General features: G+C 65.9%; 10 protein-coding genes and 2 pseudogenes. 8 read left to right on the plus strand and 4 right to left on the minus strand.

The window, feature by feature from the left end; all coding sequences use genetic code 11:
* The first annotated feature begins 26 nt into the window (after positions 1–26).
* The 3 genes and pseudogenes from ACSKB9_RS29605 (at position 27) to ACSKB9_RS29615 (ending at position 3880) form a co-directional block, all read left to right on the plus strand.
* A pseudogene (locus ACSKB9_RS29605) lies at positions 27–2113 on the plus strand (M3 family metallopeptidase).
* A gap of 13 nt (positions 2114–2126) precedes the next feature.
* On the plus strand, positions 2127–2765 hold the full coding sequence (locus tag ACSKB9_RS29610; protein WP_438080454.1) for a DUF1007 family protein: 639 nt from the start codon (positions 2127–2129) through the stop codon (positions 2763–2765).
* Positions 2762–3880 (plus strand): nickel/cobalt transporter, encoded by a 1119-nt coding sequence (locus ACSKB9_RS29615; protein ID WP_438077528.1) that lies wholly within the window; start codon positions 2762–2764, stop codon positions 3878–3880. The genes ACSKB9_RS29610 and ACSKB9_RS29615 overlap by 4 nt, the downstream gene beginning before the upstream one ends.
* 158 nt (positions 3881–4038) lie before the next feature.
* Here the strand turns inward: ACSKB9_RS29615 and ACSKB9_RS29620 are convergent, their stop codons facing one another.
* Positions 4039–4437 (minus strand): MAPEG family protein, encoded by a 399-nt coding sequence (locus ACSKB9_RS29620; protein WP_438077530.1) that lies wholly within the window; start codon positions 4435–4437, stop codon positions 4039–4041.
* 114 nt (positions 4438–4551) lie between these two features.
* Between ACSKB9_RS29620 and hemH the strand changes: the two genes are divergently transcribed.
* The 3 genes from hemH (at position 4552) to ACSKB9_RS29635 (ending at position 7265) form a co-directional block, all read left to right on the plus strand.
* The gene (gene hemH, locus ACSKB9_RS29625) at positions 4552–5589 is read left to right on the plus strand and encodes a ferrochelatase (protein WP_438077532.1); all 1038 of its coding nucleotides are present in this window, start codon (positions 4552–4554) and stop codon (positions 5587–5589) included.
* A gap of 183 nt (positions 5590–5772) precedes the next feature.
* Complete coding sequence (locus ACSKB9_RS29630) at positions 5773–6777, plus strand: SPFH domain-containing protein (RefSeq protein ID WP_076827695.1); 1005 nt, start codon at positions 5773–5775, stop codon at positions 6775–6777.
* Between the two features lie 41 nt (positions 6778–6818).
* Complete coding sequence (locus ACSKB9_RS29635) at positions 6819–7265, plus strand: NfeD family protein (RefSeq protein WP_438077534.1); 447 nt, start codon at positions 6819–6821, stop codon at positions 7263–7265.
* Between the two features lie 189 nt (positions 7266–7454).
* Here ACSKB9_RS29635 and ACSKB9_RS29640 read toward each other — a convergent pair whose 3' ends face one another.
* Positions 7455–7790 carry a winged helix-turn-helix transcriptional regulator gene (locus tag ACSKB9_RS29640; protein ID WP_438077536.1) on the minus strand — a complete coding sequence of 112 codons (336 nt, stop codon included), beginning with the start codon at positions 7788–7790 and terminating at the stop codon, positions 7455–7457.
* Between the two features lie 87 nt (positions 7791–7877).
* On the opposite strand from ACSKB9_RS29640, the gene ACSKB9_RS29645 reads away from it, so the two are divergent.
* Positions 7878–8417 (plus strand): carboxymuconolactone decarboxylase family protein, encoded by a 540-nt coding sequence (locus ACSKB9_RS29645; RefSeq protein ID WP_438077538.1) that lies wholly within the window; start codon positions 7878–7880, stop codon positions 8415–8417.
* 135 nt (positions 8418–8552) lie between these two features.
* Here the strand turns inward: ACSKB9_RS29645 and ACSKB9_RS29650 are convergent.
* Positions 8553–9559 (minus strand): annotated as a pseudogene (locus tag ACSKB9_RS29650) (KpsF/GutQ family sugar-phosphate isomerase).
* Between the two features lie 245 nt (positions 9560–9804).
* Between ACSKB9_RS29650 and ACSKB9_RS29655 the strand changes: the two are divergent.
* The gene (locus ACSKB9_RS29655) at positions 9805–11508 is read left to right on the plus strand and encodes an outer membrane beta-barrel protein (RefSeq protein ID WP_438077540.1); all 1704 of its coding nucleotides are present in this window, start codon (positions 9805–9807) and stop codon (positions 11506–11508) included.
* 176 nt (positions 11509–11684) lie between these two features.
* Here ACSKB9_RS29655 and ACSKB9_RS29660 read toward each other — a convergent pair whose 3' ends face one another.
* Positions 11685–13142 carry a glutamate synthase subunit beta gene (locus tag ACSKB9_RS29660; RefSeq protein WP_438077542.1) on the minus strand — a complete coding sequence of 486 codons (1458 nt, stop codon included), beginning with the start codon at positions 13140–13142 and terminating at the stop codon, positions 11685–11687.
* Positions 13143–13242 lie beyond the last annotated feature (100 nt).

Raw genomic sequence — 13242 nt, forward strand, 5'->3', positions numbered from 1 at the left:
TTTCAAGGCGAAAAACGGGACATTCGATGTCAGAAACCAGCGCAGACGCCAAGGCTCAGGCTCTTGCCAACCCCCTCCTGAAGGCATGGCAGACGCCGCTCGAGACGCCGCCGTTCGCCGAGATCAAGCCGGAGCATTTCCTGCCCGCCTTCGAGCAGGCCTTCGCCGATCATTCCGCGGAAGTGACTGCGATCACCCACGATCCGGCGCTGCCCGACTTCGACAACACCATCACCGCGCTGGAGCGCTCCGGCAAACTGCTGTCGAAGGTCTCGGCGGTGTTCTACGACCTGGTCTCGGCGCATTCGAGCCCGGCGATCCTGGAGATCGACAAGGAGGTGTCGCCCCGGATGGCGCGGCACTGGAATCCGATCATGATGAACGCTGTGCTGTTTGGCCGCATCGCCATGCTGCACGAGAAGCGCGCCTCCCTCGGCCTGACCGGCGAGCAGATGCGGCTGCTGGAACGCACCTACACCCGCTTCCGCCGCTCCGGCGCCGGCCTCGACGATGCGGCAAAGGCCCGCATGGCCGAGATTAACGAGCGCCTCGCCCATCTCGGCACCTCGTTCAGCCATCATCTGCTCGGCGACGAGCAGGAGTGGTTCATGGAGCTCGGCGAGGCCGACCGCGCCGGCCTCTCCGACACATTTGTGGCGGCTGCCAAGGCTGCGGCGGAAGAGCGCGGCATGCAAGGCAAGGCGATCGTGACGCTGTCGCGCTCCTCGGTCGAGCCGTTCCTGCAAAGCTCGTCGCGGCGCGACCTGCGCGAGAAGGTCTACAAGGCCTTCACGGCGCGCGGCGACAATGGCAACGCCAACGACAACAACGCCACCATCGTGGAGATCCTCAGGCTCCGCGAGGAGACCGCCAAGATCCTGGCTTCCCGACCTACGCCGCCTACCGCCTCGAGGATTCCATGGCCAAGACGCCGGAGGCCGTACGCGGCCTCCTAGAGCGGGTCTGGAAGCCGGCGCGAGCGCGGGCGCTCGCCGACCGCGACGCGCTGCAGGCGCTGATCGCGGAGGAGGGCGGCAATTTCACCCTCGCGTCCTGGGACTGGCGCTACTACGCCGAGAAGCTGCGCCAGCGCCGCGCCAATTTCGACGATTCCGCGATCAAGCCCTATCTGGTGCTCGACCACATGATCGAGGCCGCGTTCGACTGCGCCACCCGCCTGTTCGGCGTCACCTTCGAGGAGCGCAAGGATATCCCGGTGTGGCACCCGGACGTCCGGGTCTGGGAGGTCAAGGGCCGCGACGGCCAGCACAAGGCGCTGTTCTACGGCGACTACTTCGCGCGGCCCTCGAAGCGCTCCGGCGCCTGGATGACCTCGCTGCGCGACCAGCAGAAGCTCGACGGCAACGTCGCGCCGCTGGTCATCAATGTCTGCAACTTCGCCAAGGGCGCCGATGGCGCGCCGTCGCTGCTGTCGCCCGACGACGCGCGGACCCTGTTCCACGAGTTCGGCCATGGCCTGCACGGCATGCTGTCCAACGTGACCTATCCGTCACTGTCCGGAACCAGCGTGTTCACCGACTTCGTCGAGCTGCCCTCGCAGCTCTATGAGCACTGGCAGGAGCGGCCCGAGGTGCTGCAGCGCTTCGCCCGCCACTACCAGACCGGGGAGGCACTACCGGACGACCTGCTCAAGCGCTTCCTTGCCGCGCGCAAGTTCAACCAGGGCTTTGCCACCGTGGAGTTCGTCTCCTCTGCGCTGGTCGACCTCGAATTCCACACCCAGCCCGCGGCGGCGAGCTGGGACGTCCGCGCCTTCGAACAGAAGGAGCTCGAGAAGATCGGCATGCCCGCCGAGATATCGCTGCGGCACCGGCCGACCCAGTTCGGTCATATCTTCTCCGGCGACCACTATGCGTCGGGCTACTACAGCTACATGTGGTCGGAGGTGATGGACGCCGACGCCTTCGGCGCCTTCGAGGAGGCCGGCGACATCTTCGATCCCGCGACCGCCAAGCGGCTGCATGACGACATCTATTCGTCGGGCGGCTCGCGCGATCCGGAGGAGGCCTATGTCGCCTTCCGCGGCCGCGAGCCCGAGCCGGACGCGCTGCTGCGCCGCCGTGGCCTGCTCGAAACGCCTGAGGCGGCCTGAGGTGCGGCCGTCATTGAACCGGCTGATCGGCTGGCTCGTGCTTGCGGTGCCCGTCGTGCTCGGCACTGCGGCCGCCGAGGCCCATCCGCATGTCTGGATCGTTGCCAGGAGCGAGCTGATCTACGCGCCCGACGGCACCATCACCGGGGTCAGGCACGCCTGGACGTTTGACGACATGTTCTCGACCTACGCGCTGCAGGGCATCGAGACCAAGGTCAAGGGCGCTTACAGCCGCGAGGAACTGGCGCCGTTGGCGCAGACCAATGTCGAGTCGCTGAAGGAATACGCCTACTTCACCTTCGCCAAGGGCGACGGCAAGAAGCAGAAGTTCACCGAGCCGGTCGACTATTTCCTCGAATACAAGGATTCGGCGCTGACGCTGCACTTCACCCTGCCGGTGAAGACGCCGTTCAAGGCAAGGCAGCTCTCGCTCGAAGTGTTCGACCCGACCTATTTCATCGACTTCCAGTATGCCGAGAAGGAGCCGGTCAAGCTGGTCGGCGCCGCGGCGGGCTGCAAGATGCAGTTCGAACGGCCGAATAGCGACGGCACCGCCGCCGCGCAGAAGCTCGGCGAGCAGACCTTTCTCGACGGCGGCAACGGCAATTTCGGCATGATGTTCGCCAACAAGGTCTCGGTGGAGTGCCCATGACGCCGATCGCCTTCCGCATGATGCGCGGCCTCGCCGTGTCCGCGGCCGTGCTGGCGGCATTCGCGCTGCTCGATGGGACCGTCAATGCGCTGCTGGCGCAAAATCCGTTCGGCGCACCGCGCGCGGCGGAGCCGCAGGGCGGGATCTTCGGCTGGCTGTTGGCCAAGCAGTCGGAGTTCTACCGCGAGATCTCGCAGGCGATCCGCGCCGCGAAATCCGACGGTTCGGCGGTCTGGACGCTGCTTGTGATCTCCTTTGCCTACGGGATTTTCCATGCCGCCGGCCCCGGCCACGGCAAGGCGGTGATCTCATCCTACATGGTCGCCAATCGCGAGACCGCGCGGCGCGGCATCGTGCTGTCGTTCGCCTCGGCGCTGATGCAGTCGGTGGTCGCCGTTCTGATCGTGGGCATCTGTGCCTGGCTGCTCAACGCGACCGCGAAGACCATGTGCGGGGCGGAGAAGGCGATCGAGATCGCAAGCTACGCGCTGATCGCGGCATTCGGCGCCCGGCTGGTGTGGGTCAAGGGCGGCGGCTTCTTCCGTGCGCTGCAGATGCCGCGTCCGACGCTGGCGATGGCCGGCGCGCATCAGCACGATCACGGCCACCATGATCACGATCACCATGACGGCCATGATCACCATCACCGTCACGCGCATGACGATCACGGGCATCATCATGATCACGGTCACGATCACGGGCATGACGCGCAGCACGTCCATGACGAGCATTGCGGCCATTCGCACGGGCCGACGCCGGCCGAACTCGCCGGTCCTGGCGGCTGGCGGCGGGGGCTCGGCGCGATCCTCACGGTCGGGATCCGGCCCTGCTCGGGCGCGATCCTGGTGCTGGTGTTCGCGCTGGCGCAGGGCCTGTTCTGGGCCGGCATTGCCGCGACCTTCGTGATGGGGCTCGGCACCGCCATCACGGTGGCGGCGATCGCGCTGGTCGCAGTGTCGGCGCGCGGCGTGGCCGAGCGGCTGAGCGCGGCGCGCGACGGCGGCGGCATGGTCATCATGCCCGGCCTGGAATTCGCCGCCGCGGGCCTCGTGCTGCTGTTCGGGCTCGGGCTGCTGTTCGGCTACGTCGCGGCCGAGCGCGCGACGTGCCTTTGAAGTCACCTCGCCCCGCTTGCGGGGAGAGGTCGAAATTCGCGTGCGCGAATTTCGGGTGAGGGGGAGTCTCCGCACGCTCGCTTCCATCGAATTTGCGGAGACGGCCCCTCACCCCAGCCCTCTCCCCGTAAGAACGGGGAGAGGGAGAAGAAACAGGCTCAACTCGTCAGATAGCCCCTGATCGCCGGCAGCAGGAAGATCGCGATGTTGATCGCGAAACCGATGCTCCAGAGGATCGAGCGCAGCATCGGGCGGTTGCCGATATAGGTGAAGACGTAAGCGATCCGCACGATCAGGAACAGCACGGCGAGCTCGTCGATCAGCCGCAGCGGGCCGACGCGGAATTCGGCGAGCAGCACGGCGAAGGCGAAGAACGGGAAGGCCTCGATGCCGTTCTGGTGCGCGCCGAGCGCCCGCGAGCGGATCGGGTCGTCGTAGAAGTCGGGATCGCGCGGCCTGGCATTGTCGAAGCTGCGGAAGCCGGTCCACTTCACCGACACGATCGTCAGCAGCGAGAGCATCAGCGTCCCGAAGACGCACCATTCGGCGATCGTCATGGTTCCCCCTTATTCCGCAGGGGAACGTAGCCAACCCGCACTCGGCTTGACAAGGTTGGAGCAACGCGCGAAGCCCAAAGCTCCGAGGCGAAGGATATCAAGCGCAAGGCCATCATGAGCACGGTGATCCCCTTCGAGAGCGCGAAGTCTGCCGCGGCGCCGAAGCCGGAACGCGTCGGCGTGCTGCTGGTCAATCTCGGCACGCCCGATACGGCGGATGCGGCGGGCGTGCGGGTCTACCTCAAGGAATTCCTGTCCGATCCGCGGGTGATCGAGGATCAGGGCCTGCTCTGGAAGCTGATCCTCAACGGCATCATCCTGCGCGTCCGTCCGGCCCGCAAGGCGCGCGACTATCTGAAGATCTGGAACACCGAGAAGAACGAATCGCCGCTGAAGACCATCACGCGCTCGCAGGCCGACAAGCTGGCGGAGGCGATCGCCGATCACGACCACGTCGTGGTCGACTGGGCGATGCGCTACGGCAACCCCTCGATCAAGCAGCGCATCGAGGCGCTGGCGGCGCAGGGCTGCGGCCGGCTGCTGGTGGTGCCGCTCTATCCGCAATATTCCGCCGCGACGTCGGCGACGGTCTGCGACGAGGCGTTTCGCGTGCTGGCCGGCATGCGCGCGCAGCCGATCCTGCGGGTGACGCCGCCTTACTACGACGATCCCGACTACATCGAGGCGCTCGCGGTCTCGATCAATGCGCATCTCCCGGCATTGCCGTTCCAGCCCGAGATCATCGTCGCCTCGTTCCACGGCATGCCGAAGGAATATGTCGACAAGGGCGATCCGTATCAGGCGCAATGCATCGCCACGACCAATGCGCTGCGCAAGCGGCTCGGGCTCGATGCCGACAAGCTGATCCTCACCTTCCAGTCGCGCTTCGGCAAGGCCGAGTGGCTGCAGCCCTATACCGACAAGACGGTCGAGAAGCTGGCCAAGGACGGCGTGCGGCGCATTGCCGTGGTCACGCCCGGCTTCTCCGCCGATTGCCTGGAGACCCTGGAGGAGATCGCGCAGGAGAATGCCGAGATCTTCCGGCACAATGGCGGCGCGCAGTTTGCGGCGATCCCCTGCCTCAACGACAGCGACGGCGGCATGGACGTGATCCGCCAGCTCGTGCTGCGCGAGCTGCAAGGCTGGATCTAAGGAGGCTGGATTTGATTGTTAACGATCCGTGACACCGGGCACGGGCATTCGTTGGCATCTGGTCATCCGACAGCAGCTTCCTATGTGCTAGGGAGAACAACAGCCGGCTGAACCGGCGGAGCGGTCCTGCCGACCAATGCACGACCGTGACTGGCGACGGTCTCGCCGGCCCTGGAGGACTTTATGACTGGCTTCGACGTCTTCGCGATCGCGTTTGTTCTTCTCGTCATCGTTACGCTGTTCGCCGGGATCAAGACCGTTCCGCAGGGTTTTGACTGGACCATCGAGCGGTTCGGCAAATACACCCGCACGCTGTCGCCCGGCCTCAATTTGATCGTGCCCTATTTCGACCGCATCGGGCGCAAGATCAACATGATGGAGCAGGTGATCGACATTCCCGAGCAGGAGGTGATTACCAAAGACAACGCCACCGTGACGGTGGACGGCGTCGCGTTCTACCAGGTGTTCGATGCCGCCAAGGCGAGCTACGAGGTCGCCAATCTCAACCAGGCGATCACCGTCCTGACCATGACCAATATCCGCTCGGTGATGGGCTCGATGGATCTCGATCAGGTGCTGTCGCATCGTGACGAGATCAACGAGCGGCTGCTGCGCGTGGTCGACGCCGCGGTGTCGCCCTGGGGCGTCAAGGTCAACCGCATCGAGATCAAGGACATCGTGCCGCCGGCCGACCTCGTCGAGGCGATGGGCCGGCAGATGAAGGCCGAGCGCGTCAAGCGCGCCGACATCTTGCAGGCCGAGGGCCAGCGGCAATCCGAAATCCTGCGCGCCGAGGGCGCCAAGCAGGGCCAGATCCTGCAGGCCGAGGGCCGCCGCGAGGCCGCCTTCCGCGACGCCGAGGCGCGCGAACGGCTTGCCGAGGCCGAGGCCAAGGCGACCCAGATGGTGTCGGAATCGATCGCCAAGGGCGACGTCGCCGCGCTGAACTATTTCATCGCCGACAAGTACATCAAGGCGTTCGGCCAGCTCGCGGAATCGCCGAACCAGAAGGTCCTGATGCTGCCGATCGAGACCTCGAGTGTGCTCGGCTCTCTGGCTGGCATCGGCGAGATCGCCCGCGCCACCTTCGGCGAGAGCGCGGCGTCCGCTACGGCCGCAGCACGGCGCGGCGGTTCGGTGCCGCCGGCCGGCCCGACGGCGCCGCCTCCGGTGCCGCCGCAGCGGTGAGGGCGTGACGGCGTCGCGCCCGCAATGGTAGAGGTCACGTCATGGCCGAGATGTTTTCGACATTGGGTACCTGGAGCTGGCTGATCTTCGGCTTCATCCTGATGGCGCTGGAGCTTGTGGCGCCCGGGGTGTTCCTGTTCTGGCTCGGGCTCGCGGCACTGCTGGTCGGCCTGCTGTCGTTCGCCTTCACGCCGTCCTGGCAGATACAGCTCTTGATGTTCGCAGTGTTCGCCGCCCTGGCGGTGCCGGCATGGCGGCATTTCGCGAAGGGCGCGACGGCGGCAAGCAAGACCAATCCCTTCCTCAACCGCCGCAACGAAGCCCTGGTCGGCCGCGAATTCACGCTGGAGAAGCCGATCGTTGACGGATCAGGCACGGTGCGGATCGACGATACGGTGTGGCGCGTCGCCGGCCCCGATGCGCCGGCCGGCAGCCGGGTGAAGGTCGTCCGCGCCGACGGCGCCAGCCTGACGGTGGCGATCGCTTAGTCTGGCCTGAGCCATCGACGACGACTCGGCCCCGAGCGTCGGATGCTGCTTCGGGCGAGTAATCCGTAGCCCGGGTGAGCCAACGGGTCGCGCGCATGCGCGCCCGATGACAGGCTCCGCGATACCCGGGGAAACCGATCCCGCATGTCGCTCCGCTCATGCGGGCTACACACTGACGGCCGCCGAGGTCTAGCTGCCGCCCTGCTTGCTCCAGCGCTCGGCGAAGCGGTTGAGCGGCGTGAATGTCGCAAATAGCTCGCGGCCGAGCGCGGTGAGGCCGTAACCATCCTCCGTCAGCTCGACGAAGCCGGCCTCGCGCAGCTCCGTCAATCGCGTCTGCAGGATCGTCGGCGAGGCCTCGTCGCAGGCGGTGCGCAGCGCGCGCGAGGTCAGCGCGCCCTCGCGCAGCTCCCAGACGATCCGCAAGGTCCAGCGCCGTCCCAATAGATCGAGCAGCGCCATGATCGGGCGGCCGGTCCGCGAGCCGCGGACGCCGGGTCTTGTGACTGGACCCTGCTTCGGCATGTCGCAAATTCCTTTTGAATTCCTCTTGCGGGTCGCTACAGATATTGTAGCGTTCCGCTACATTAAATGTAGCAACGGGATCAACCCATGTCACGCCTCGCGCCGCTCGATCCGCCCTATCCGGCGGACGTTCAACAGCATTTCGACCGCATCATGCGCGGCAAGCCGCCGCTGGTGCTGTTCCGCGTGATGGCGGGCCATCCGCGCGCCTGGGAGAAGTTTCGCGGCGGCAGCCTATTGGACCGCGGGCCGTTGTCGCTCAGGGAGCGGGAGATCGTGATCGACCGCACCTGCGCACTCAATGCCTGCGAATATGAATGGGGCGTCCACGTCACGGCGTTCGGCGCAGCCGCCGAACTGACGGAGCAGCAGGTCCACGCCACCGTGCGCGGTCCGGCCGATGCCGGCTGCTGGTCGCAGGCCGAACAGGCAATGATCGCGGCAGTCGACGCGCTGCATGTCCGCGCGACGCTGGATGACGCGGAATTCGCGGCGCTGTCGGCGCATTACGATGAGGACCAGATCCTGGAGATCATCCAGTTGTGCGGCTTCTACCGCACGGTCTCCTACCTCGCCAACGCGCTGGCCCTGCCGCTGGAGGAAACCGCGGCGCGGTTTCCGAGATAAACGCCGTCATTCCGGGGCGATGCGAAAGCATCGAACTATGGTGTGCCATTGCGTGCCTGAGGATCTCGAGATTCTCCGATGCGCAATTGCGCATCTGAGGTTCACGCTTCGCGCGCCCGGAATGACGGAGCGAAATTACGCCACGCCGGCGCGCAGCAGATCGTGCAGATGGATGATGCCGACCGGCTTCTTGGCGTCGGTCACGATCAGCGTCGTGATCTTCGAGGCGTTGAGCAATTCCAGCACTTCGCCGGCCAGCGTGTCTCGGCTGATCGTCTTCGGCGTCCTGGTCATGACCTCGTCGACCGACAGCGTCAAAAGGTCGGGCGCATCTGCCGGCGCAGATCGCCGTCGGTGACGATGCCGACGAGATGGCCGTGGCGGTCGACGATGCCGACGCAGCCAAAACCCTTGGAGGTCATCTCGACCAGCGCATCCGACATCTTGGTGCCGAGCGGCTTCAGCGGCAGCGCGTCGCCGCCATGCATCAGGTCGCGGGCATATTTCAGGAGCGCGCCGAGCTTGCCGCCCGGATGCAGCACGCTGAAATCGGTCGAGGTGAAGCCGCGGCCCTCGAGCAGCGCGATCGCCAGCGCATCGCCGAGCGCCAGCATCATCAGCGAGGACGTGGTCGGCGCTAGATTGTGCGGGCAGGCCTCGCGGGCCTTCGGCAGCGTCAGCTGCACGTCGGCGGCCTTGCTCAGCGTCGAGTCCTTGTCGGCCGTCATCGCGATCAGCGGAATGCCGAAGCGGGCGGCATAGGCGATCAGGTTGCGCATCTCCGGCTGCTCGCCGGACCATGACAGCGCCAGGATCACGTCATCGATCGTGATCATGCCGAGATCGCCATGACTCGCTTCGGCGGCGTGCACGAAGAACGCCGGCGTGCCGGTCGAGGCAAAGGTCGCGGCGATCTTGCGCCCGATATGGCCGGACTTGCCGAGCCCGGTGACGATCAGCCGTCCCTTGGCATTGCCGATCAACTCGGACGCGGCCGCGAACGGCGCGCCGAGGTCGGACTTCAGTGCCGCGGAGAGGGCTGCGACGCCGCTTCCTTCGGCATCGAGGGTGCGGAGCGCCGATTGAACGGCGCCGTCATCGGGGCCGGATGATTTGGTCATCAGCGGTTTCGGTTTGGCCATTTAGGATTCCAAGGGAGGGTTTTGCACCCGGGCGTCTCCCTTAGCACGTTCGATTCCGCGATGCGACGCGCGGCGGCCGATCCTCAACGGCTCATTAACCATAATTGTTTTAACTCCATTAACGACGTTTTCCGCCGCCCGGCGGAGTGCGTCCGACAAGTATGTGAATTCGTTGGAGTTTTTCCATCGTGTTGCGGCGGCCAGCAAGCGGCCAAGACCGGCGTGGACACCTCGTCCGCGCGGTTTTGCCATGCCCTGCCGTGACCGTCTTGGCGCTGACCGTGACCACCGGGTTCGCCGTGGCCCAGACCGTCACGCCCGATCTGTTCAGCCCCAATCGCCAGAGCCAGGTGATCACGCAGGATTCGCCGCTGCGCCGGACCACGGCCGACGCCATGGATCCGCTCAACGGCCTGAGGCTGCCCGACCCCGATCGCGAACGCCGTTCCTCCTCGTCTTCATCGACATCAACATCGACGACGCGGATCGGGCAGGTCCCGACCTACGGGCTCCCGGCGGCGAACGGCGCCTCGACGTCGGGCTATGACTCGCTCAACCGCAAGCGCCAGAAGCCGAAATACTATCCGGGTCAGGCCAAACCGAAGCCGCTGGCGGGACCCGGCTCGCCGCCGCCGACGTCGGCGCCATTGAACGCCACGGGGCAGCTGCGGCTGTCGATCCCGCCCTCGGAGACCGCCAACAAGACGCCGCTGCCGCCGGCGATGGCCGGCACCATCGTCGGCCAGCCGCCGCGCAAGCGGCTCAAGATCGACGACGATCCGTTCGGCGCGGTCGGCGACTACGCCGGCTCGTTCATGGTCAAGACCGCGGTCGAGGCGATGGCCGGCTACGACACCAATCCGGGCCGGCTCTACTCGCCGCAGGGCAGGGCGTTCTACATGGTCGCGCCGGAATTCCTCGCGGTCTCCGACTGGGAGCGTCACGCCGTCGTCGCGGATCTGCGCGGCTCCTTCACCGGCTATGGCTCCGAGCTGACGCCGAACGCCAACGGCACACCGCTGTCGGCGCCGCTCGACATCGACCGTCCGAACTTCACCGGTCATGTCGACGGCCGGCTCGACGTCTCCAGATACACGCATCTCACGGCGCAGGCCCGCCTGCTGGTCTCGACCGACAATCCCGGCAGCCCGAATGTGCAGGCCGGCCTCGCCAGATATCCGCTCTACAGCACGGTCGGCGGCACCTTCGGCATCGACCAGAATTTCAACCGCATGCAGGTCTCGCTCGGCGGCACCGTCGACCGCACCGACTATCAGTGGTCGAAGCTGACCGACGGCACCTCGTCGTCCAACGACGATCGCAACTTCACGCAGTATGGCGGTGTCGGCCGCGTCAGCTATGAGCTCAATCCGGCCGTGAAGCCGTTCGTGGAAGTGGAGGGCGACAGCCGCTTCCATGATCTCTATCTTGACCGCAACGGTTACGCGCGCAATTCGTCGGGCGGTTACGCCAAGGTCGGCACATCGTTCGAGTTCACCCGGATTCTGTTCGGCGAGGTCTCGATCGGCTATGCTAGGCGCGACTATGTCGATCCGCGGCTTAGCCCGCTCAAGGGCCTGCTGACCACCGCCTCGCTGACCTGGAATGCGACGCCGCTGACCACGGCCAAATTCTATTCCGACACCCAGCTCGGCGAGACCACGCTGCCCGGCACCTCGGGCGTGCTGTCGCGCACCTACACCGTCGAGGTCGACCACGACTTCCGCCGCTGGCTGACCGGCATCGGCAAGTTCACCTACGGCACGCTCGACTACCAGGGCGACAACCGCAACGACACGATCTACTCGGTGTCAGGCGACCTGATCTACAAGATGACCCGCAGCCTCTGGATCAAGGGCACGCTGCGCCGCGACTGGCTGGATTCCAACCAGCCGGGACAGAGCTCGGCGTCGACGGTGGTGATGCTCGGCGTGCGGGTGCAGAATTAGCGGTGAGGATGCGCGAGTCGCATCTCAAATGAGGTGTCGTGCTCCGCGAACGCGGGGCACCCAGTACGCCGCGGCCTGTCCGTTCAAGCCCTGACGTCTCTGGAATACTGGATCGTCCGCTTTCGCGGGCGATGACAGTTCAGTGTGTGGCTGCAGTGGCGTGGCGGCTGACGCGCTTACCCCGGCAGATCGGTCTTCCCCATCAGGAAGGTGTCGATCGAGCGCGCGCACAGGCGGCCTTCGCGGATCGCCCAGACCACGAGCGACTGGCCGCGGCGCATGTCGCCGGCGGAGAAGATCTTCGCTCGCGAGGTCTGGTAGTCCTGCAGGGAGGCGCGGACGTTGCCGCGCTGGTCGAGCTCGACGCCCAGCGTCTTGAGCAGCCCCTCGTGCACCGGATGGACGAAGCCCATCGCCAGCAGCACGAGCTCGGCGTCGAGCGTGAACTCTGTGCCGGGCAACGGCTTGAACTTGTCGTCGACCTTGACGCAATGCAGTTTCGTCACCTTGCCGTCGACGCCTTCGAACTTCGTCGTCAGCACGGCGAATTCGCGCACCGCGCCTTCGGCCTGGCTCGACGACGTGCGCATCTTCAGCGGCCAGTTTGGCCAAGTCACGCCCTTGTTCTCGTGCTCGGGCGGCGCCGGCATGATCTCGAGCTGGGTCACCGACGTTGCACCTTGCCGGAACGAGGTGCCGATGCAGTCCGATCCGGTGTCGCCGCCGCCGATCACGACGACATGCTTGCCGCCGGCGAGGATGTCGGCGGCGCCGTTCAGCGGCTCGCCGGAGACGCGGCGGTTCTGCTGCGGCAGGAAGTCCATCGCGAAGTGGATGCCGGAAAGCTCGCGGCCGGGAATCGGCAGGTCGCGCGGGGCTTCCGCGCCGCCGGTCAGCGCCACGGCGTCATACTGCTTGGCGAGCTCTTGCGGATCGATTGCACCGGGCGTCGAGCCGCCCACGGCCTTGCCGTAGTGGAAGGTGACGCCCTCGGCTTCCATCTGCGCCACGCGGCGATCGATGATGCCCTTCTCCATCTTGAAGTCGGGAATGCCGTAGCGCAGCAGGCCGCCGGCCTTGGCGAACTTCTCGTAGACGTGCACCTCATGGCCGGCGCGCGCGAGCTGCTGCGCGGCGGCCATGCCGGCGGGACCCGAGCCGATCACGGCGACCTTCTTGCCGGTCTTCTGCGCTGATATTTCCGGCTTCAGCCAGCCATTGTCCCAGGCGCGGTCGACGATCGCGCATTCGATGGTCTTGATGGTGACCGGGTTGTCGTCGATGTTGAGCGTGCAGGACGCCTCGCACGGCGCCGGGCAGATGCGGCCGGTGAATTCGGGGAAATTGTTGGTCGAGTGCAGGTTGCGCGAGGCTTCTTCCCAGTTGCCCTGATAGACGAGGTCGTTGAAATCGGGGATCTGGTTGTTGACCGGGCAGCCCGGCGTGCCCGGCGCGGTCGAGCCGGTGCCGTGGCAATAGGGGATGCCGCAATTCATGCAGCGCGCAGCCTGGTCGCGCGTGTCCTTCTCGCTCAGCGGAATGACGAATTCCCTGAAGTTCTTGAGTCGATCGGCGACCGGCTCGTACTTGCGGTCATGCCGCTCGATCTCGAGAAAACCTGTGATCTTACCCATTGAAACCCGATGCCCCTGCATCTCAGTTGTTCCGTCATTCCGGGCTGCGCCGAAGGCGCGGACCCGGAATCTTGAAGTTGCCTTGCGAGATTCCGGGTTC

Origin of the sequence: Bradyrhizobium sp. BR 1433 (assembly GCF_051547665.1) — a bacterium.
Classification (GTDB): domain Bacteria; phylum Pseudomonadota; class Alphaproteobacteria; order Rhizobiales; family Xanthobacteraceae; genus Bradyrhizobium; species Bradyrhizobium australafricanum.

Excerpts from the sequence above, each read along its gene's own strand:
- ACSKB9_RS29615 (WP_438077528.1), top strand. The coding sequence starts at position 2,762 with ATGACGCCGATCGCCTTCCGCATGATGCGCGGCCTCGCCGTGTCCGCG.
- hemH (WP_438077532.1), top strand. The coding sequence starts at position 4,552 with ATGAGCACGGTGATCCCCTTCGAGAGCGCGAAGTCTGCCGCGGCGCCG.
- ACSKB9_RS29660 (WP_438077542.1), bottom strand. The coding sequence starts at position 13,142 with ATGGGTAAGATCACAGGTTTTCTCGAGATCGAGCGGCATGACCGCAAG.
- ACSKB9_RS29645 (WP_438077538.1), top strand. The coding sequence starts at position 7,878 with ATGTCACGCCTCGCGCCGCTCGATCCGCCCTATCCGGCGGACGTTCAA.
- ACSKB9_RS29620 (WP_438077530.1), bottom strand. The coding sequence starts at position 4,437 with ATGACGATCGCCGAATGGTGCGTCTTCGGGACGCTGATGCTCTCGCTG.
- ACSKB9_RS29635 (WP_438077534.1), top strand. The coding sequence starts at position 6,819 with ATGGCCGAGATGTTTTCGACATTGGGTACCTGGAGCTGGCTGATCTTC.
- ACSKB9_RS29630 (WP_076827695.1), top strand. The coding sequence starts at position 5,773 with ATGACTGGCTTCGACGTCTTCGCGATCGCGTTTGTTCTTCTCGTCATC.
- ACSKB9_RS29640 (WP_438077536.1), bottom strand. The coding sequence starts at position 7,790 with ATGCCGAAGCAGGGTCCAGTCACAAGACCCGGCGTCCGCGGCTCGCGG.